Raw genomic sequence first — 20,714 nt, forward strand, 5'->3', positions numbered from 1 at the left:
CAAACCTCAAATGATAAGCATTCCCATTATCATATGACAGTTTTAACAGCCTTGCAGCCTGTTTTTCTCACGTCCGGCAACGAAGATGACAGACTAGTTGGAAAATGCTAGATTGCGGCCGATAACACTTTTAATAACAGCAACAGCAATAATTTGCTCACTCTCTGGCAGAATCTTTCTTTGCCGGCTTGCGCTTTGGTATTTCAGGGCCGTCACGAGTATTTATAATGAAATTACAATCATATGAAGAACTGAAACAGAGTAAATACCGGCTTTCAGTGATGCTTTTTCTCTTTTTAAATATCGCCGTTTCACTATTTTATCTGCTGCCCGTAATGAGCAATGAGACCAATGACGCGACTCTGCCGGTAATTTGTGTCGCGGCTTTTAGCGGCATCATGTTAATTACCTATTTAATATGGCCCAGACTAAAACTTCCCCTGTTAAATCCTGTGGCACTTCTGCTGGGCATGCTCTGGGCCTGGCACATTAATTATCGCTTTCATCAGGTGTTCTATTTTGATGGTGGCTTTCTTATTATCAGTTTGATCAGTGTGTTATTTATCAGTGCCATCGCCCTGAGCGATTATCTGGGTGCATTTTGTCTGCACGTCGCGCCGCCGGTGTTCACCGTATTACTGCTCGACGATGGACAGCATCTGCCGCTGATCCTGCTGACCATCACCCTGCCCCTGATCGGTTTCTCCCTGCAGCATCTGATGCGCCGCCGTGCCGACAACTTTACCCTGCGCCTGATGCATCAGCTCTATGAAGAGAAAGAGACATTCAGCGATCTCAGCATGCTCGATCCGCTGACCGGACTCTACAACCGCCGCGGCCTGAAGAACCGGCTCGATAATATTCTGGAAAACCATGCCGGCAGCCACTACGTGCTGCTGCTCGATATCGATCACTTCAAGGCTTACAACGATAACTATGGACATGCGATGGGCGATCAGGCGCTGGCGCGGGTCTCTGTCGCGATTCGTGATGCAGTGCGTTCGCGCGATGTCGTCACCCGCTACGGCGGCGAAGAGTTTCTGGTTCTGATGACCAATGTGAACAGTTCCATCGCCATGAAGCTGGCAGAGCGAATCCGCCAGTATGTGCTGGATTTAGAAATCCCTCACCTTTTCAATGAGACCGTTTCAACCCACGTTACCATCAGTGCGGGTATCGCACCCATTTATGATAATGAGTTCGATCTGGCGGTCGCCAATGCGGACAGCGCGTTATATGTGGCTAAAAATCAGGGTCGCAATACCATTCTTGCCTGGGATGATTTGCCCCGACAGCAGCCTCAGACTTCCAGCGAACATGCCTGAGTAAACATAACGCGGTCGTTACTGACCGGAACAGTGGCGAGCGATGTGCTGCTCTGTCCGGCCTGATGACCGCTCTCAATCCCCGCCGTTTTCCCGCCAGCAGCGACGATTTTTTACACGACTTGTAGAGTTAATCAATAACGATTATCATTTGCTTTCTTATCTACACTTTCTGCGAGTCGTCATGGCAACTGCTTCAGCTCAGGAACAGCGTTTTCGCGCTCAGTCGATGATCTTCCGGCAGAATGACCGCCCGCTGGCGGAAAGTCTGCATGAGCGGCTGCAGCAACAGCGCAGTTATTTGCTTGAATCGACGAAATTCAGCCAGTCAGCTCCGCGCGACACGCTGCTGCTTGCCGCCTGGTCGGAATCAGAGACCTTTGCCCCGCTCATCCAGCGCTATAGTGATTATCTTTATCGCGATCATCCTGATGCCGTTCGTGAAGCGAAACCGGTGCTGTCACTCTGGGCACAGTGGTATTTTGGCCTGCTGCTGCCACCGCTCATCATGGCGTTGTTGCAGGAGTCACGTGCGCTGGACTGCTCGCCTGAGCATATTCGCGTCGGGTTTCATGAGAATGGCCATCCGGCCACATTCTGGATCGATGTGCAGGAAGATGAAGAAGCGCGCTATCTTAATTCCCTGCAGCGCATTGATCGGCTGATTCAGCAGCATCTGATCCCGGTGGTCAATGGGATTACACAGCATGGTGATATCAACGCCCGACTCATCTGGAACAACATGGGCTACTCATTCCAGTGGTTCCTGGGTGAGCTGAAAAGCCAGATCGATGAGTCGCTAATCCTGCAACTGGAGCAGGCGTTGTTCTTCAACCAGCGGCTGCTGGATGGCAGCGAAAACCCCCTTTACCGCACCATGATCCCGCGTAACGGCGAACTGGTCCGTCGCAGCTGTTGCCAGCGTTATCGCATCCCTGATGTCGAACAATGCGGCAACTGCACCCTGAACGGCAGCTAAACAGACTTAATTGCAACGAATTCTCCGTTTATCTCGTTTACAGGCACTGAGGCTTGTGGCAATTTTTACGCCTTCGATCAGCCTGGAGAGAAAGATGAGTCTGGAGTCCGTGCGCCAGTTCTTTGCCGAACACGCCCCTGAAATTGAAATTATTGAACTGGCAGAAAGCACTGCAACGGTCGGGATGGCTGCACGCGCCCATGGCGTGACGCCAGGAGAGATAGCCAAGACCCTGTCACTGAAAGTCAAAAACGACGTGGTGCTGATTGTGACACGTGGCGATGCCCGGCTGGATAATCGTAAGCTGAAAGCAGCGCTGGGCGCGAAAGCGCGGATGCTGAGCGTCGACGAGGTGATTAACTGGACCGGCCACCCGGTGGGCGGCGTCTGTCCGTTCGGTCTGGAGAATCCGCTGACCGTCTACTGTGATGTTTCACTGCGTAGCTTCGATGAAGTCCTGCCCGCCGCTGGCGCTATCCACAGCGCCGTCCGCATCTCGCCACAGCAGATGGCTGAACTGACTAACGCCCGCTGGATCGACGTGTGCGAATCCATTTAACGCTTTGTATTTTCTCATAAAATACGCATCCTCTGACTGCGCCCGAATGCTGCTGGTAACCTGACAGATTTTGTCAGCCGGTGATAATCCCCGCCCCATCATGACAGCCGATCATGCGCAATAAGCGGGCGCAGTTCATCACCCATGACTTCAGGATGTCAGGCGCTTAAATGCCTGTTCGATGATCGACAACAACAGCGTGTTATCGACGCTATGCAGCACATGCACCGATGCGCCGCAGTGATCAGGCACACCGACGGTGAGCCGAAGCGGCTGACGATAACGCCAGCTTTTGCCACGCGTCGCACCGGGACGCAGTTCGATATCAACCCGGTAATCGATGCCCGAGGCAACTCGCTGATTCAGCAACCAGGCGACCACCAGCGCATCGTGGATCCAGCACCCCGCCAGCTGACGGGTTTCCATTGAATAGTCGATCCACGGTCGCAGTGTGTCGCGCACAAAGTCGGCTAGCGGATGATCGACGGCGGTGAGGCGGGTCAAATCCTGCTGGGTCAGCAGCGTCTGCGTGGTGACATCCATCGGCACCAGTGTTACCGCAGCACCACTGTGCAGCACCTGATGCGCCGCCTCGGGATCCAGACCAAAATTGGTATCTTTGATGTAGTCATCCAGCGAGAAGACGCCGCCCATGATCACAATTTCCGCCACCGATTCAGCCAGGGCGGGATAGCGCTGCATCGCCAGCGCCACATTCGTCAGCGGGCCAATTGCCACCAGCGTAATCTCGCCCGGATTGTCGCAAATCAGTTTGCCGATAGCGTCAGCCGCATCAAACGCATCCGCCGCAATATTGGCTGGCTGACGCACATCCTGCCAGAGTTTTCCCAGCGCAAGCTGATTGACCCGATGATCCAGCGTTTCGCGCCATGGCGCAGGATCTTCCTGTAACGCCTGCATCGCGCCCTGTACGACCGGGATAGATAATCCCAGCCGGACGATCAGATCTTTGGCAACGCGTGCACCCACGTCACATGGCGTGTTACCCGCTACGGTGGTGATTAATTCCAGCGACAGGGCTGGTGACGCTAAGGCCAGCGCAATCGCCAGCCCATCATCGGTGTTGGCACCCGCGATACCATTGCCGGGATCGCAATCAATAATGATTCTTTTCATATTTTTATAAATTAACTCTGACTTTGCGGCTGACAGCCGCAGGATTCACCAATTTCAAGATAATGTGGAAACTCCTTTAATTGCGCTTCGCTCTGCCCCTCTTTCAGCATCTGAATCGCAGAGCGTGCCATCTCACGCAGTGGCTGGCGCACGGTCGTTAATGTCGGAACATGAAACGACGAGTGATTGGTCCCGTTAAAGCAGACCAGTGCCACATCCTGCGGCACGCGAATGTGATGTTCGGAAAAGGCGCGAAGCGCGCCAATCGCCTGACCTTCATTGCTGGTAAACAACGCACGAGGCACACAGCCGCGGGCGATCATGGTTTGTGCCGCCTCGTAGCCGCCCTGTGGGGTGTAGCTGGCGGGAAACATCAGCGACTCATCAATCGGCAGGCCACGATCGTGCATGGCATCGCGCCAGCCCTGAATACGATCCTGTGCGTTAAGCATATCGACCGGGCCGCTGATGATCCCTGCCTGCTGATAACCGTGACTCAACAGATGTGCCGTCACCTGCCACGCGGCCTGACGCTCATTGACCCGCAGCATGTTCACGCCCGGCTGAGGCTCAACCCGCTCCAGCATCACCAGTGGCGTTCCACTGGCTTTAATCAGGTCGATGTAAGGATGGCGATCGACGCTGTTGTAAAACAGTCCATCGACCTGCCGGTTGAGCAGCCCCTGAATTAACTCCAGTTCACGTTTGCGATCGTCACCTGCATCACCCAGCAGCATGACGTGACCGTGGTTCATCGACTCCTGCAACAACACGTGCGCCATTGACGCCACGAAGGGATTACTGATGTTGGGCACCACCAGTCCAAACGTTTTGGTGTTACCGGATGCCAGCGCGCGTGCTGCCGCATTTGGTCGGTAACCGGTCGCTTTAATCGCCTCCAGTACCCGCTGACGGGTCGCCTCAGCGACCGGACGAGGCCCGTTGTTAATAACATAACTGACGACTGCCACTGAGGTGCCTGCCGCTTTCGCAACTTCACTGCGGGTCACTTTTCCCGTTAACGACTTAGGCACATCACGTTCCCCCATAAAAAAAACAGGCCGCTTTACACGGCCTGCTGTTTGTCGCTCTATTCTGGCAGACGGCACCCTCAGGCAAATCTAGATGGCATCTTCAGGCAGATTGAGATTCCGCCCTCGCGTCTCAGGAGCGACAAAAGTGGTAAAGAATCCAATGGCGGCCATTGCCGAGAAGTAGACCGCAATCGGCCACCAGTGACCGGTATAAGAGAGCATAGCAGCGGCAATAAGCGGTGCTGTACCGCCGGATAAAATCGAGCCAAGCTCTTTGGCCACCGCCATTTTAGTGTAGCGATGATGAACGCCGAACATTTCCACGCCCCATGCAGCCTGCACACCAAAGATACCCAGTGACGCCAGTGCCATACCGACCACGATAACCGGGATAACCAGCATCGGTTCACGCGTATCCAGCAGCGTAAAGGCAGGCCAGGCGTAAATCATCAGTAACAGACAGAAGACGCGATACACCACCCGGCGACCAAAACGGTCGGAGAGCCAGCCCGCAAAAGGAATAATCAGGAAGCCCAGCAGTGAGGCAAGGAACACGGCCGTTGTCGGGACGGACTTATCCACCATCAGCACCTTCGCGACGTAGCCGACGATAAAACCCTGCGCCAGATAGGAGGGGCCATTTTCCCCGATACGCAGGCCAACCATGGTCCAGAAGGCTCGTGTGCGCTGGAAGAAAGGCCGCTGATCCACTACCGGCACCGCCAGCACGCCTGCACGTTCAGCTTCCATCTCCGCTTTTCTGCGCTCAAACACCGGCGTTTCACGCAGGTGGCGTCGAATCCACAGCGCAACCAGGGCAATCAAGGCACTGCTGAGGAAGGGAATACGCCAGCCCCACTCCAGCAGGCTCTGCTGGTCCATCTGTACCACCAGCAGCCAGACCAGCGAGGCCAGTAATGTGCCGCTGTTGGAGCCCAGTGCGATCACCGAAGAGACCAGTCCGCGACGCTCTGTCGGCGCATACTCACCCAGCATCACCGTGCCGCCCGATAACTCTGCGCCCGCGCCGAAACCCTGGGTAAAGCGCAGAAGCACCAGACAGGCCGGTGCCCAGACACCAATCGCGGCATAGCTCGGTATTAAGCCGATAAAGGTGGTGGACGCCCCCATCAGAATGATGGTGGAGATCATCACCACCTTGCGGCCTTTGCGGTCGCCGAGCCAGCCGAAAAAAAGCGCGCCGATGGGCCGGGCAATAAACCCGACTGACCAGGTCGCAAAGCTGGAGAGCAGTGCCATCGCGGGAGTCGATTCCGGAAAGAAGACGTCGCCGAAGATGATCCCGGCGGCCAGACCGTAGAGCGCGAAATCCGCGTACTCCATTGCCGTTCCGAGCCAGCATGAGAACGTGGCGCGCCAGAAATCTTTGCGGCCTGAAGACGTGTTAAACCGCTCGTCGGCGGCTGAGGTGGAAGACAGTGATGCCTGCTGCTTAACGGTATTGTGTGCCGTCATAACCCTATCCCTGAATGAGTATGCAGATTGATAAACGCCCGTCCATGGGTCGATTCCCTGATGAAAGCGGAATTCCCCCGGTGGCGACGTTCAGTTGACTAACCATGATGAAAGGTTAAAGGATTCCCTGGTGTTGGAATCTTGCTCTCCGCCCCATTTCGCCGATCTATTTTTCACCGGTCGCTTAAACTGAGCGAATGTAACTTAACAATCAATGGAGCCTACTGTGCATCGGGCACCGTGAGCAATCACTGGGGGCCTAGTGTATCTACGCGCGTAGATAAATCAAGAGATCCCGCCGCAAATTGTTAGTAAAACTTCACTATCACATTGCGTCATCGCACATTTTCAGCGCAAATTCAGCCAGTTAACGCCACCTCATCGCACAATAAAAAATCGCTCCGGACGATAAGTTAGCATTTTCTCTAATCATTAAGCGTTATAAGCCAGGCTAAAATCCTTTCATCGGGTTCTGTTGTCGCACACCCTGATTACGTGCAGATGACACTTCCTCTTTATTCTGAAAAGTCGCTGTAAGCGCAGACAATGCGTTACCCTGAAAAAAAGCCTGACAGAGGTGTTATGACCATTATTCTGATGCGCCACGGTAAACCTGACCACCAGGCAGCGGGTCGTCAGAGCGTGCAGGCACTTGCAGACTGGTGCGAAGCTTACGATCAGTCCGGAGTCAGTGACGGGCCGCCACCGCGCAGTATTGAGATTGCCCATGAGGCCACGATTATTGTCTGCAGTCCCCTTCCCCGCGCACAATCGTCTCTGAACCAGCTTGGCCTGCAGCCTCATGAGATTGATGCGCTCTACAGCGAAGTTGCCGTACCGCTGCTGCGAACGGGTGCCTTTCAGCTGCCGACGCTCTGCTGGCTGGCCTTACTGCGGCTGCTGTGGTTCTGCGGTTATGCGGGTGAAGCGGAGTCGCTGCAACATGCACGCAGCCGCGCATCGGCGGCAGCAGAGAAGCTGATCGGGCACTCACAGGATGGCACGGTGCTGCTGCTGGGTCACGGCATCATGAACAAGATGATTGCGCGCGAATTGCGTAAACGCGGCTGGCAGGCAGAGAAACATGCCAGCAGCCGCCACTGGAGTTCCGCGATCTATCATCGTCCGTTTATCTGACCCATCGGAAAATAGCCCAGCACCTCACAGCCCGTTCCGACACGCGGTGTGGCAATCACATTACGCTGCACCAGATCGATCACGCTCAGCGTGCCATCATCCTGATTAGCAATCAGCAGCTGTTGCCTGTCTGGCGTGAAGCAGCCATCCATCGGCATGTTGCCCACGCTGATATCACCCAGCGGATTCAGCAGGTCGTCAAACAGCGTTACCAGCGGTTCCTGATCGCCAATCGCCACCAGCTGTTCGCCATCGGCGCTGAAGCGAACCACCTGGCAGGGCTGCTGATGACCCGGCAGCGTAATGCGCTGGCGAATACGGTGGCTCTGCCGATCGATCACATAGAGCAACGGCGCATCCGCGGCGCTGGCGACCAGATAAGGGTGTTTTGGTGAAGCGGCGATGCCCGCAATCGGTCCCGGCAGCAGAATCGTATCGATCACCCGTCCCTCTGCTTCACAGAGATCCACGACGGTGATGGTTGCATCCTCTTCGTTATCGGTGAACAGTTTGCGGCCGCTGGGTGACAGCGTCAGGCGATGCGCGTTGTGAGAAGGAATCGGGATGATCTTTTCCACGTTGTCGGTCTGCGGATCGATCACGGCTACAGCGGCACTCTGCTCACAGCAGAGATAGACTTTACCATCGCGGCCCAGCTGCCCACTGTGTGGGGCACGTAACGGCGACAGATCGATAAAGCCGCTGATCTCGCGACGCTGCAAATCAATGATCGCCACTTTGTGACCCGGATGCGGGTTATTGCCATGAACGCCGTCACCATAGATGGGCACATACGCTTTACCCCAGGGTGCCAGCATCAGGAGTTCATGCGGTCGCGGTGGAAAAGCGTTCAGCTCGCGCTCGACCGCGAAGGTTTCCGGGTTAAGAAACAGGACGCGATTGCCCTGCTTATCAACCGCCAGTAAACCATAAGATTCTCTCTGCATGCGCGCTCCTTTCTCAGTAAGTTCTTCTTAAGCGTAGACAATCCTCTTCGGGCTGTACGATTTCGCAAATTGTTGAGCCGGACTTACGCTACACGTTAAGCGCAATATTCACTGATTCTGCGGTCCAGGCCCTGAGAGAACCCAAAGGCTTAGCATACTATTCAGATATTCCTTAGTTATGCCTTCCGCCACAGTTAAATAACTGATTAACCCTGGCGATATTATTATTCCAATAAGGTGACCGGATTATTTCCGGATTATCCTAAAGTCAAAAAAAGACATAGCTAATGTGTAAATAATGTTTTATTAAAAAGGTGCAGTGCAATTAAAAAGCCGTGAGGAAACTATCGCGCGCTCCCGCACTGCGTCGCCACCAGGGAAAACTATTCATTAATTCCCGCACTCATCGGGATGAGCCATTATGCAATGCCGCCCGTTCGCGCCTCAGGCGCAACGGGCAGAGCCTGCACTATAGCGGCAAAATAAAAATAACAGGTGTACCATGACTTCACATCGCCAACGTCCAGCGCATAAAATCTGGCGTAACTGGAAAAGAATATCGTTCAGTAGCCAGATGTTATGGAATAAGAAACAGCAGGGCCTCTGCCAGGCACCGGAATATGATCCGGGACAGGAAGATAATGTCGTATTGATCGCTCAGCAGAAAGATCTGCCCGAGATTCCAAAGATTGTCTGGATGGTCTGGCATAACGATCAGCTACCGGCATCAATGGCGCTGAATATCAGTAAAATCCGGCGGGACAACCCCGATCACCAGGTTTATCTGGTTACGCAGCGCACCCTGTCGCAGTGGCTGCCCGAACTCAGCTTTATCTCTTCCGATCTGACGCTGGCACATAAAAGTGAAATCATCCGGCTTGAGCTGATTCACCGCTATGGCGGTATCGGCATCGACTGCAGCACCCTGTTGTTTGAGAATCTCGCCTGGGTGCATCGCGTTCATAAGGCACGGCCAATGGATCTCATCGGCTACTATCGCGAGCAATCAACGCTGAACCTGCTTGCGCCGGTCATCGAGAGCTGGTTCATTGCCGCACCGCCGCAAAATGCCTTTATTCGCGAATGGCTGAAACAGCTGGCACCGGTTAAAAACGTCGGTATCCGCAACTATTTCCATGAGCTGAAGAAGCGTGATGATTTTCCGCTGATTGTACAAAATGTAGATAATCCGTTACGTCAGCTTCTGTCGCTGGCGCAGCAGGTCGCGATGCGCGAATACCGGCGAGCCAATCTTTATCTGCGTAAAGGGGAAGCCAGCGCCTGGTACTATCAGCGCCTGCATGCCGACAGCAGTACCGCCTTTGCGCAGTCGGTGATGTTTCAGCAGCGGCCAGAGACGCCACCACCGATTATCAAATTAACCGGCAACGAGCGACTGCATCTCGACTTCAATCTGCGGCTGGGTCTGTATAACCGCAGCAGCCTGATTGGCGAGATGATGCACACCCCATCACCTGCGCTGGCATTGCCATCAGCGGTCAAAGCGGGCGCGTAGCCAGTGCGTTAAGAGGGTGACCGCGCGGGGTACCTGCGCCGCCCAGGGTCGGACGATCCACAGGCGGGCGGCAAAGGCCTCAACCGGCAGCCACTCAGGTAACACCTGCTGCAACGAGCCCGCTGCCAGCGCTTCACGGGCGCTGAAGTCGGGAAGCATCGCGATTCCCAGTCCCTGCAGGGCGGCATCGCGTATCGACTCACTGTTATTGGTGGCAAAGCTGCCCTGAATCCTCACCTGCACCTCTTCGCCATCCGCTACGGTAACAAACCGCCAGCGCGGTGATTCAACACCACGCGGATAGTAAAGACAGTTATGCTGCCCCAGATCCTGCGGCGTGTTCGGTATACCCTGTTCATTAAGATAGGCGGGTGAGGCCACCAGCACTGTCTGCGTATCACACAGCGGCAGCGCCACATGGGTTTCCGGCAGCGTGTCACTGTGCCGGATGGCCAGATCAAACCCCTCGCTGCTCAGCGACACAATGCGGTCCGTCACATCCAGCTGCAGACGTACCTGCGGATAGTCACGCAGAAACTCACCAATAATCGGCACCAGCTGCTGCCGGGCAAACGCCACCGGCGCGGTAATACGCACCAGACCACGCACTGGCCCGGCGGTATCACGCACGCTGAAAAAACTCTGTTCGATGCGGGCAAAAGGCTCGCGCAACTCCTCCACCAGCTTCTCACCCGCCGATGTCAGTCGCACGCTGCGCGTGGTGCGCTGTACCAGCAGTACACCGGCTATCTGTTCCAGCTCTTTGATTTTCTGACTCATCGCAGCTTTGCTGACGTCCAGCCGCTCTGCCGCGCGGGTAAAGCTGCCCTGCTCAGCCAGTACGGTCAGCCAGTGAAGATGATCCCACAGCGTATCCGTTTTCATCTCTTTCATAGCAATTGTTCATTATAGTGAATAATCATTTCAGGCTACGCGCTTTTTCCCGCCGGATAAAGAGGTCATCATAGGCTCATTAACCACGATGAGGAATTCACTATGCCACTGCTACAGTTCGATGTTATTCAGGGTCGTTCAGAATCAGAACTGCGTACACTACTGGATGCGGCGCACCGTGCCGTGCTGACAGCCTTTAACGTGCCTGAGCGCGATCGTTATCAGATTGTTCAGGAAAACAAGCGTTATCAGATGGTGTTTCAGGATACCGGCCTGGGATTCAGCCGAAGCGATAATCTGGTGATGGTGCGGGTTTATACCAGCCCGCGCAGCCGTGAACAGAAGCAGCATTTTATGGCGGAGCTGGCGCGTGAGCTGCGTGAGCACTGTGGCGTGCAGGGCAATGATTTAATGATCAGCTTTATCACCAACGACAAAGGTGACTGGAGTTTTGCCGACGGCGAAGCGCAATACCTCACCGGCAAACTCTGAAAACGCCCTGACGCCTGCTCTGCTGACGGTGCGCCAGCCACCGTCACGTCTGCCCCCCTTCTGAACCAATCTGTTCTCCACCGCACAAATCGGGCCGGATATGTTGCAGCCGGATGACAGCCAATATAGATTGTCGAAAAGCCATCCCCCGAAGATGGCCGGTTGCGTGAAGCCTCGTGCAACCCTGTAGAGAGAGGATTTACCGTTGTCCGAATGGGTCTCCGTCGTGCTGTTTCTGGCCGCTATTGCAATCTATTCCTGTAAAGCCGGGCGTAACAAATTCTGGTTTATTCTTGTTCTTATCCTGCTGGTGATTTTCGTTGTGCTGAACGCCACCCTGTATGCCAGCAACTATTTTACCGGGGACGGCATCAACGATGCGGTGCTCTATACCCTGACCAATAGCCTGACCGGCGCGGGTGTCAGTAAATATGTGGTGCCCGCGATTGGGCTGATAATCGTGCTGTTCCTGCTGTTCTGCCTGCTGTCGTGGATTCTGCGTCGGCGTAAGCGTCCGCATCACATGGGCTGGTCGCTGCTGGCGGCCGCCTGCGCGCTCGGCTCGGTGCAGACTACCCCGGCCTTTCGTCAGGTCGCAACGCTCATCGTGTCGCATACCCAGATGGCGGACTCTGACTTCGACAACTTCTATAAAGTGCCGCGTAATCGTATTGAACAGCCGCGTCTCAACGTGGTTTACATCTATGGTGAAAGCTTAGAGCGCACCTATTTCGACCCCATCGCCTTTCCTGGCCTGGCACCTGAGCTGAGCCGGCAGAAAGAGCAGAGTATCGACTTCAGCGAAACCGAACAGTTACCCGGTACCGATTACACCATTGCAGGCATGGTCGCCTCACAGTGTGGCATTCCGCTGTTTGCGCCGTTTGACGGTAATGCGTCGGCGTCGCTCTCCAGCTTCTATCCGCAAAACGTCTGTCTGGGCGACATCCTGAAAAACTCCGGCTACCAGAACTGGTTTATTCAGGGTGCCGATCTGCGTTTTGCCGGTAAAGATGTCTTTCTGAAATCGCACGGTTTCGACCCCGAAAATCTTTATGGTTCGCAGGAGCTGAAAAGCCACGTTGCCGATCCTGCCTACCGCAATAACTGGGGTTATTACGACGATACGGTGCTGGATGAAGTCTTTGATAAGTATCAGGAACTCTCCCAGGCCGGTAAGCCTTTTGCGCTGTTTACACTGACCGTCGATACGCATCACCCGGACGGGTTTATCTCACGCAGTTGCGATCGCAGGAGCTACAGCATTGACGGCAAACCGAATCAGTCTTTCAGTGCGGTCGCCTGCTCGCAGGAACATGTAGCCCGCCTGATTGCGCGCATCAAAGCGTCGCCGTGGTTTAAAAATACCGTGATTGTGGTGAGCTCTGATCATCTGGCAATGAATAATACGGCGCATCCGTGGCTGATCAAACAACCGCGTCGTAATCTGTTCATGGTGATCCGGGGCGATAAACCGCAGGCGGAACTGATGGAGGCGAAGCGCAGCACGCTGGATAATGGCGCGACGCTGCTGGATATTCTCGGCGGCGATAACGCGATTGGCCTGGGCCGCAGCAGCCTTTCTTCTCTTTCACTCTCCACCCAGTTCGACGATATGAAGAGTAAGGTGGCGAGCTGGAAACCCGACATTATTCAGCTCTGGAATTTTCCGAAGAAGATAGACACCTTCACGGTGGATCAGGCGAAGAATACCTTCAGCTTCTCAGGCACCACCTTTAAACTGCCGATTCTGTTCCGCATCAGCGATAAGCATGTTGAGCCGATGCCGGAAGGGGAATATTCGGCCCCACTGCGCTATCAGCTGGCAGATTTCGCCTCAGCCGATAAATTTCTCTGGGTGGATCGCTGTTTCAAAATGGCACGACTCTGGCAGCCTTCGCTGGCCCTCTCAGGCGATCTCTGTGTGGCGACGGGGCAGCTCGGCGGCACGCCAACAGTGACGCATGTCGACAAACCGCAGTGGAAAGGCAAAGTGCAGTTCCCGGACGGCACAATCAGTAATGCACGTTACGAGCAGAACCTGGCGCAGATCCGCATTGAAGATAACAACATTCGCTATAGTGCTGACAGCTTCCGGCTCGACGTGCCTGGCGCGCCAGAAACGGTTAAAAGCTTTAGCGGCATCTCACGGCCAGAGAGCTGGGGGCGCTGGTCAAACGCCAATCTCGCGCCAGAAGTGCGTATCGATTATGTTGATGCGCTCCCGGCTAAGTTTGATCTGGTTATTACCGCACGCGCTTATGGCCCCAACGCACACCGCGCGATCCCGGTTCGGGTCGGCGATCAGCAGCAACTGCTGTCGCTGGGTGAAGAAATATCGACGCATATCCTGCATTTCGACAACCCAAACGCCAGCCATCAGCTGGTCATTGCGCCACCTGAACCGCAGCTGAGTAACACCGGCAATATTACCGGTCAGGATCCGCGCAAACTCGGCATCGGTATGGTTGAAATTAAAATCGTACCACAGCCATAACGCCCGCTTTTTCTCATTCCGCCTCTGCGATAATCCGCAGAGGCACCTCATCCTGTCATCGGCTTTCTGTTGCGGGCCAGCCCGCACTTCGCTGTACGTTACCTGTTGTACTAATTGATATTTTTCGCCATAGCGCGCAAAATATAACCGACTAAGTGGTAATGCGCTTTTTGCCTGTCATGATGCGGTTATCGCTGGAGTACACAGGGAGGTGTCGTGATGACAAGCACAACAATGAGTACCCATAAAGCCTTTAAAGCGCTGCAACAGGCAGGGATCGACGATCAGCAAGCGGAGGCGATGGTGGAGGTGTTTACCGATATGCAGCAAAGGCAGCCAGGCGCACAGGTCGGGAGGCAACTCGGTCAGATTCAGACCAAAGCCAATCATATTGACGTCCGGATCGGCCAGCTTCAGACAAAAGCTGAACAGACCGACGAGCGGCTCGGTAAACTTACGATAAAAGTGGATCTGATTGACGACCGACTTGGCAAACTTACGACCAAAGTCGACAAGATTGACGATCGGCTCGGCAAGCTTACGACGAAAGTCGACCAGATGGACGATCGACTCGGCAAGCTTACGACGAAAGTCGACCAGATTGACGATCAACTCGGCAAGCTTACGACGAAAGTAGATCAGACCGACGAACGGCTCGGGCATCTCACCATAAAAGTTAATCAGATCGACGAACGGCTCGGGCATCTCACCATAAAAGTTAATCAGATCGACGAGCGGCTTGGTCATGTTGAAAGAAAAACCGACAAGCTGGCCATCCGTTTTAATCACCTGGAAATCAAAGTGGATAAGATGGAAGTAATGCTCAGTGAAATGAATTTCCGATTAACGGGCGCTGTCGACAGCCTGAGAAATGAGGTTGTGACCCTGACCACCGATATGCGCTGGATCAAACGGTTATCTATCCTCATGACCACCACCCTGCTGGCGGCGGTCCTGAAAGATATTCTACTGTGATCCCACTGCCCGGTCAGGGTCTGTCGCGCAGTGCTTCAAGCTTCTCGCGCTGCTGACCCTCAGCGGTAAAGTTTTCCTCTGCCAGCCAGCGCTGCAGGCCCTTTTTTACCTGCGGCCATTCGCTGTCGATAATCGAAAACCAGCTGGTGTCACGCGAACGCCCTTTGTAGACGATTGCCTGACGGAATTCACCTTCATACCGGAAGCCCAGCCGTGCCGCAGCCTTACGCGACGGGGCATTACAGCTGTCGCATTTCCATTCATAGCGGCGATAACCCAGCGTCTCAAACGCGTAACGCATCAGCAGAAAATGCGCTTCCGTTGCCATGCGGGTCTGCTTCAGCCTTGGTGAAAAAGCAACGTGTCCGACTTCCACCCCCCCATGTTCAGGCTGAATGCGCATTAACGACAGACTGCCCACCGCCTGCTCCGTGACGATATCGATCACCGCAAAGTGCAGCGGGTCACGACTGCCTTCCATCTGGCTGAAATAATCCTGCCACGCCTGCCGGTCATCAAACGGCCCCATAAACATGTAAGTCCAGTCGCGTCCATCCTCAGCCAGCCCCCAGGCCTCAGACAGTGCATCACCATGCCGTGCTGCACAGAACGGCTCCAGCCGACAGGACTCGCCAGTGAAAACCTGATGCTGGGGCAAAGGACGGGATTGCCAGTCTGGTAAAGAGTGGCCGACCGGCTGTTCGAATTGATTCAGGTGTGGTGACATATCGCCTCCCGGCTGCAGATGATATCTGCAGATTGCCACTATCATGGTGGGTTAAAAAGCACCAAACCTGGAAAATTCAGAGATCCATTGCCTGCAAACGCATCTGTAAAACTATGTATAGCTTACCTGACTGGCCCGGTTAAGCCTGTTATGTCGCGCGGACAAGGCTGGCCGGCGCAGCTATCGACTGGCGGATCATCAGACGGGCATCAAAGCGCGGCATCGGCCCGACGGCTTCGCCGCGTATTTCCGCAATCAGTCGTCGCGCGGCTTCACGGCCCATGTCATAGACCGGTTGCGCCACCACCGTCAGCGGCGGTGTGACAATCTCACTCCACGGAAAATTGTCATACATCACAAAGGAGAGATCGGCAGGGATGCGCAGTCCGCGCTGCATGACTTCCCGCAGCAGCCACATCGCGACTACGCTGTCAGAGGCTACCAGCGCCGTAGGCGGCTGCGGACGCTGCCACAGCTCAGCCACAATACGGGCAATCTCCGCTTCATCCAGCGCGTTCACTTTCACCAGCGTTGGATCAAACTCCACGCCCGCGGCAGCAAAGGCCTGCATCATGCCGCCAACGCGCAGGGCGACTGGCGTCAGGCCAAAATCGTCTGGCGTGCTGTAGTCGGTTGCCAGCGCCATGCTGGTGACATAGGCGATATGACGATGACCTGCCTCCAGCAACCGGGCGGTCGCCTCTTCAGCGACGTCAGTGAATTCGCAGCAGATCGCTTCCACATTAAGGTCAGTCACTGCGCGATCAAATAATTTCAGCGCTCTGCCCTCTTCCAGTACCTGCGTCAGATGGCTGTTGTGCTGGTGCTCTGAACAGCATGGCGCAACGATAATGCCGTCGACACGCTTTTCCAGCATCACCCGCACGGCATCCTGTTCAGCCTGCAGTTTCTCATCGCTGTTACTGAGCAGCAGATGGTAACCCGCCGTGCGTGCCACATCGGCCATCCCGCGCAGCGCAAGGCCAAAGTGCGGATTTTCGATATCACCGACAATCACCCCGATGGTATTGGAACGCCCGGTATTCATGCTGCGGGCCAGAGCATTCGGACGGTAGCCCAGCGCAGAGGCCGCGCTGGTGACCCGCTCCTGCACCTCATCACTGACTGCCCCATAACCGCCCAGCGCACGCGCCGCCTGAGCTTTTGAGACGTTTGCTGCACGTGCCACATCCGCCACGGTCGGCGCTTTCGATTGTCGTTTCTGACTCGTCATAATTATTTTGAATCACAGGTTGATGACAGGAATATTGACGCCGAAAAAAGGCTGTGCTTAAACTCATTGTAACCCCTTGAGACCGGTCTCACAATGCCCACGTCTTAAGGTGCCACCTGCGTTGAGACCGGTCTCAATTATAATTGCTGGCTCAACTGTCTCTGATGTTTAAACCTGCAAAAACGGATGAGCTATGAAATCGCAAACCACTCTGGGCAAACTGCTCGGCACCACGCTCGCACTCTGTTCACTTTCGTTCTGTACGCTGGCTGCCAGCGATAATAATCCTTATGGGCTGATCGAACCGGGTCAGCTACGGGTCGCCAGCGTCGGCGACTCCAAACCTTACACCTTCACGGATGCCAGCGGTCAGTTCACCGGCTTTGACGTTGAGTTCTTCCGGGATGTCGCCCACCGTATCGGGATCGATAAGGTCGATTTTATTGGTCAGGACTTCCCGGCGATCATGCCGGCCGTGGCTAACGGTCAGTATGATGCGGCGGTGGCGGCTATCGGCATCACGCCTGCGCGGGAAAAAACGGTCGATTTTTCGACGGGTTATCTGGCGGGATTTCTCACCGTTCTCACCCGTTCTGACAGCGGCGTAAAGGATGTCGCCAGCCTGGCGAAACACCGGCTCGGCGTCGTTCAGGGCACGCTGCAGGAGAGCTATGCCGTCGAACACTTCCCCCAGACCGATCTGGTGCGCTTCCCGGATAACAATAGCGCTGTCTCCGCGCTCAACAACGGCACGCTCGACGCCATCTTCCTGGACTACGAGGCGGCAAAAAGCTACGCCGAACGCTTTAAGCTGGTCTCTGCCGCCGACATCCCGTCGTTTGATGCACCAGCTGGCATTGCCATCGCCAAAGGCAAACCCGCCTTTAAGGCCGCGCTGGACGGTGCCATCAAAGCTGCGATGCAGGATGGCACCTGGAAACGACTTTACGAGAAGTGGTTCCCCGGATCGCCGATGCCAAAACAGTATCTGCCTGGCGGGCAGTAAAACGCGGACGTTCGCGTCCTGAGTTAACCGGGGGAACCCCCGCCCTGCATGGAGACGGCGATGGACTTGTTCACGATCCTTTCCCGCACGTTCTTTGATTTTCCATCAATGATGGAAGTACTGCCGCAGATGCTGACCACCGGGCTGGTCAATACGGTGATTATCTCGCTGGCGGCCACGCTGCTCGGCACGCTATTCGGACTTCTGCTGGCGTTGATGGGCATCTCACCCTCACGCTGGCTGCGTCTGCCTGCCCGGCTCTATACCGATCTGTTCCGCGGTCTGCCATCAATTCTGACCATTCTGCTGATTGGTCAGGGCCTGGCGCGCTTCAGCTATCAGCTGTTCGGTCCTACACCCTATCCGCTGGGGATCTTCGCCCTCAGCCTGATCGCCAGCGCCTACATGGGCGAGATTTTCCGCGCCGGTATTCAGAGTGTTGAACGCGGCCAGATGGAGGCTTGCCGGGCGCTGGGGATGAGTTATGGTCGGGCAATGCGGCTGGTGGTGATCCCGCAGGGGATCCGCCGCGTGCTGCCCGCCATCGTTAACCAGTTCATCGCCATCATCAAAGACTCATCGCTGGTCTACCTGCTGGGCCTGATGACCCAGCAGCGGGAGCTGTTTCGCGTGGGTCAGGATGCGGCGGTGCTCACCGGCAACCTCTCACCCCTGATGCTGGCCGGGCTGTTCTATCTGATCATCACGGTGCCGCTGACACACATGGTCAACTATGTCGATGTGCGCTATCGCACCGGTCGCCGTCGTCTGACGGCACCGAAAAGCGGCTTAAAAGAGGTGGATGAAGTCAGAGCGCCCGGCGTTTCACTGGTCACGCAACCCCGAATCGGAGGCACCCATGAATAACCTGAACGGCGCGAGCTGGCACGGTGCCAGTCTGGAGCTGCGCGATCTGACGCTGGCCTATGGCCCGATTGAGGTGCTGCGTAACGTCTCGCTGCGGGTCGCGCCTGGCAGCACGACCTGCATTATCGGGCCATCCGGCTCGGGTAAATCGACGCTTTTGCGCGGCATCAACCGGCTGCATGAGCCACAGTCCGGGGATGTCCTGCTGGCTGACCGATCGGTGCTGCACGACAAGCCCGATGCGCTGCGGCTGCGGATTGGCATGGTGTTTCAGCATTTCAATCTCTTCCCCGACCACAGCGCGCTGGAGAACGTGGCGCTGGCCCCGTGGCGGGTTAAAGGCTTGCCTAAAGCGCAGGCGATGGCGATTGCGCGTCAGCGGCTGGAAGAGGTGGGTCTGGGACAGCGCGCCGATCATCGGCCACGCGATCTCTCCGGCGGTCAGCAGCAGCGCGTCGCGATTGCCCGCGCGCTGGCGATGGATCCCGAAGTCATGCTGTTTGACGAGGCAACCTCCGCGCTCGATCCCGAACTGGTGAAAGGTGTCCTGACGCTGATGGCGGATCTCTGCCGTCGCGGCATGACAATGGTTGTAGTGACCCATGAAATGGGTTTTGCACGCAAAGTGGCAGATCAGGTGGTGTTTATGGACGAAGGCGAGATTGTTGAAGCCGGACCGCCGGGTGCCGTTTTTGATGCACCGCAGTCGCCACGACTGCAACGTTTTCTCTCTGAAGTGCTGTAACTGAGCAAGGAACCTGATAATGGCGTTAAAAACTGAATTGAAAGTGGTGGTACTGGGCGGTGGCGTCATCGGTGTTTCGACGGCGCTGGAGCTGACCAAACGCGGTGCGGCGGTGACGCTGGTGACCGAAGCTGCGCTCTGTTCCGGCGCATCGGGACGTTCATTGTCGTGGCTCAACTCAGCGGGTGAGCGCTCCCTGCCCTACCATGCACTGCGCATGGCGGGCATTGATCGCTATCGCACCCTGTTTGCTCAACATCCTGACCTCGACTGGCTACGTTTTGATGGCGGGGTCTGCTGGTTTAAAGACGATGCAGCCGGAACCCAGGCGCGGCATGCCTATGAGAAAGCCCACGGTTACGACTCACAGCTCATGACTGCAGATAATGTGGCGCAGGCGGATGCGGCCATCGATTCCGGCGCGCTGCCGTCGCAGGCGATATTTAATCCCGGTGAAGGCTGGGTCAGCCTGCCACATCTCACAGAGTATCTGGTAAATCAGTTTCGGGCGCGCGGGGGTGAAGTGATAGAACATGCGGGTAAAGCCAGCGTACTCACCGATCAGGGCCGTGCCTGTGGCATCCACAGTGAACAGGGCGAGTTGCGGGCAGATGCGGTGGTGGTCGCCTGTGGCCCCTGGACACCGGATGTGGTAGCACCTCTCGGCGTGACGATCCCCAACGGATCGCCGGTCTCCATGCTGGTCATCACGGAACCGGGCAGCCATAAGTTGAAAGCGGTGCTGAACACGCCCCGCGCCGCCATCCGGCCTAACCCCGGTAACCGTTATGCGCTGGATCATGACTGGTATGAAGAGGATATCCAGCCGCTGGCCGGAGGTGATTACCATATTGATGAGCAAGTCGTGGCAAAGCTGGCAGAAGAAGCGAGCAAGCTATTACGAGGTGACGAGCCGCTCAGCGTTCAGAGCTGGAAAATTGGCCTGAAGCCGATTCCGGGCGATGGCGATCCGGTGCTGGGACAACTGCAAAAGGTGCCGGGGTGTTATGTGGCGTTCACGCATTCGGGCGCAACGCTGGCGCTGATTGTCGGGGAATTACTGGCGGAGGAGATCGTAAGCGGTGAGAAGCATCCGATGCTGGCAAGCTTTAGTGCAGAGCGTTTCGGCTAAAAAAAGCCGGTCATCACGACCGGCTGATTTTATTT

Annotated in this window: 19 protein-coding genes; 12 read left to right on the forward strand and 7 right to left on the reverse strand. The window is 55.7% G+C overall.

What is annotated here, in order from left to right:
- Positions 1-227 precede the first annotated feature (227 nt).
- From F3I20_RS17285 to F3I20_RS17295, 3 genes are all read left to right on the forward strand, one after another.
- Positions 228-1,325: a diguanylate cyclase gene (locus F3I20_RS17285; protein ID WP_150010963.1), complete on the forward strand. Its 1,098-nt coding sequence runs from the start codon at positions 228-230 to the stop codon at positions 1,323-1,325.
- Between the two features lie 184 nt (positions 1,326-1,509).
- The gene (gene fhuF / locus F3I20_RS17290) at positions 1,510-2,304 is read left to right on the forward strand and encodes a siderophore-iron reductase FhuF (RefSeq protein WP_150010965.1); all 795 of its coding nucleotides are present in this window, start codon (positions 1,510-1,512) and stop codon (positions 2,302-2,304) included.
- 94 nt (positions 2,305-2,398) lie between these two features.
- Positions 2,399-2,863 (forward strand): YbaK/EbsC family protein, encoded by a 465-nt coding sequence (locus tag F3I20_RS17295; RefSeq protein WP_150010967.1) that lies wholly within the window; start codon positions 2,399-2,401, stop codon positions 2,861-2,863.
- 150 nt (positions 2,864-3,013) lie between these two features.
- Here the strand turns inward: F3I20_RS17295 and F3I20_RS17300 are convergent, their stop codons facing one another.
- The 3 genes from F3I20_RS17300 to F3I20_RS17310 form a co-directional block, all read right to left on the reverse strand.
- Positions 3,014-4,000: a nucleoside hydrolase gene (locus F3I20_RS17300; RefSeq protein WP_150037617.1), complete on the reverse strand. Its 987-nt coding sequence runs from the start codon at positions 3,998-4,000 to the stop codon at positions 3,014-3,016.
- Positions 4,001-4,011: 11 nt separating this feature from the next.
- Positions 4,012-5,034: a LacI family DNA-binding transcriptional regulator gene (locus tag F3I20_RS17305; protein WP_150010971.1), complete on the reverse strand. Its 1,023-nt coding sequence runs from the start codon at positions 5,032-5,034 to the stop codon at positions 4,012-4,014.
- Positions 5,035-5,121: 87 nt separating this feature from the next.
- The gene (locus tag F3I20_RS17310; protein ID WP_150037616.1) at positions 5,122-6,510 is read right to left on the reverse strand and encodes an MFS transporter; all 1,389 of its coding nucleotides are present in this window, start codon (positions 6,508-6,510) and stop codon (positions 5,122-5,124) included.
- A gap of 582 nt (positions 6,511-7,092) precedes the next feature.
- On the opposite strand from F3I20_RS17310, the gene F3I20_RS17315 reads away from it, so the two are divergent.
- Entirely contained in the window at positions 7,093-7,647 is a 555-nt protein-coding gene (locus tag F3I20_RS17315; protein ID WP_150010975.1) for a histidine phosphatase family protein, read from the forward strand.
- Here F3I20_RS17315 and F3I20_RS17320 read toward each other — a convergent pair.
- Positions 7,629-8,594 (reverse strand): beta-propeller fold lactonase family protein, encoded by a 966-nt coding sequence (locus F3I20_RS17320; RefSeq protein WP_150010977.1) that lies wholly within the window; start codon positions 8,592-8,594, stop codon positions 7,629-7,631. The two genes, F3I20_RS17315 and F3I20_RS17320, sit on opposite strands and share 19 nt — an antisense overlap.
- A gap of 502 nt (positions 8,595-9,096) precedes the next feature.
- On the opposite strand from F3I20_RS17320, the gene F3I20_RS17325 reads away from it, so the two are divergent.
- Complete coding sequence (locus F3I20_RS17325; protein ID WP_150010979.1) at positions 9,097-10,110, forward strand: glycosyltransferase family 32 protein; 1,014 nt, start codon at positions 9,097-9,099, stop codon at positions 10,108-10,110.
- Here F3I20_RS17325 and F3I20_RS17330 read toward each other — a convergent pair.
- The gene (locus F3I20_RS17330; protein ID WP_150010981.1) at positions 10,087-11,004 is read right to left on the reverse strand and encodes a LysR substrate-binding domain-containing protein; all 918 of its coding nucleotides are present in this window, start codon (positions 11,002-11,004) and stop codon (positions 10,087-10,089) included. The genes F3I20_RS17325 and F3I20_RS17330 overlap by 24 nt on opposite strands.
- Before the next feature lie 102 nt (positions 11,005-11,106).
- Here F3I20_RS17330 and F3I20_RS17335 point away from each other — a divergent pair, with 102 nt between their 5' ends.
- The 3 genes from F3I20_RS17335 (at position 11,107) to F3I20_RS24215 (ending at position 14,968) form a co-directional block, all read left to right on the forward strand.
- The gene (locus tag F3I20_RS17335) at positions 11,107-11,496 is read left to right on the forward strand and encodes a tautomerase family protein (RefSeq protein WP_098051578.1); all 390 of its coding nucleotides are present in this window, start codon (positions 11,107-11,109) and stop codon (positions 11,494-11,496) included.
- A gap of 205 nt (positions 11,497-11,701) precedes the next feature.
- Positions 11,702-13,993 carry a phosphatidylglycerol--membrane-oligosaccharide glycerophosphotransferase gene (opgB, locus tag F3I20_RS17340; protein WP_150037615.1) on the forward strand — a complete coding sequence of 764 codons (2,292 nt, stop codon included), beginning with the start codon at positions 11,702-11,704 and terminating at the stop codon, positions 13,991-13,993.
- A 219-nt stretch (positions 13,994-14,212) separates the two neighbouring features.
- Positions 14,213-14,968 carry a coiled-coil domain-containing protein gene (locus tag F3I20_RS24215; RefSeq protein ID WP_223813100.1) on the forward strand — a complete coding sequence of 252 codons (756 nt, stop codon included), beginning with the start codon at positions 14,213-14,215 and terminating at the stop codon, positions 14,966-14,968.
- Between the two features lie 13 nt (positions 14,969-14,981).
- On the opposite strand, the gene F3I20_RS17350 is transcribed toward F3I20_RS24215, so the two are convergent.
- A complete protein-coding gene (locus F3I20_RS17350; RefSeq protein ID WP_150037614.1) occupies positions 14,982-15,695 on the reverse strand; it encodes a GNAT family N-acetyltransferase in 714 nt (237 codons plus the stop codon).
- 148 nt (positions 15,696-15,843) lie between these two features.
- Positions 15,844-16,929 (reverse strand): LacI family DNA-binding transcriptional regulator, encoded by a 1,086-nt coding sequence (locus F3I20_RS17355; protein ID WP_150037613.1) that lies wholly within the window; start codon positions 16,927-16,929, stop codon positions 15,844-15,846.
- A gap of 193 nt (positions 16,930-17,122) precedes the next feature.
- Here F3I20_RS17355 and F3I20_RS17360 point away from each other — a divergent pair, with 193 nt between their 5' ends.
- Genes F3I20_RS17360 through F3I20_RS17375 form a run of 4 tightly spaced genes read left to right on the forward strand, consistent with a single transcriptional unit; the run spans position 17,123 to position 20,679 of the window.
- Positions 17,123-17,935, forward strand: a complete 813-nt coding sequence (locus F3I20_RS17360) for an ABC transporter substrate-binding protein (protein ID WP_150010989.1) — start codon at positions 17,123-17,125, stop codon at positions 17,933-17,935.
- A gap of 60 nt (positions 17,936-17,995) precedes the next feature.
- Positions 17,996-18,802 (forward strand): amino acid ABC transporter permease, encoded by an 807-nt coding sequence (locus F3I20_RS17365; RefSeq protein ID WP_150037612.1) that lies wholly within the window; start codon positions 17,996-17,998, stop codon positions 18,800-18,802.
- The gene (locus F3I20_RS17370; protein ID WP_150010993.1) at positions 18,795-19,547 is read left to right on the forward strand and encodes an amino acid ABC transporter ATP-binding protein; all 753 of its coding nucleotides are present in this window, start codon (positions 18,795-18,797) and stop codon (positions 19,545-19,547) included. Before F3I20_RS17365 ends, F3I20_RS17370 begins: the two co-directional genes overlap by 8 nt.
- A 19-nt stretch (positions 19,548-19,566) precedes the next feature.
- Complete coding sequence (locus F3I20_RS17375) at positions 19,567-20,679, forward strand: NAD(P)/FAD-dependent oxidoreductase (protein ID WP_150010995.1); 1,113 nt, start codon at positions 19,567-19,569, stop codon at positions 20,677-20,679.
- The last annotated feature ends 35 nt before the right edge of the window (positions 20,680-20,714 follow it).

The sequence above is a fragment of the Candidatus Pantoea gossypiicola genome, from assembly GCF_008632075.1.
GTDB lineage: Bacteria > Pseudomonadota > Gammaproteobacteria > Enterobacterales > Enterobacteriaceae > Pantoea > Pantoea gossypiicola.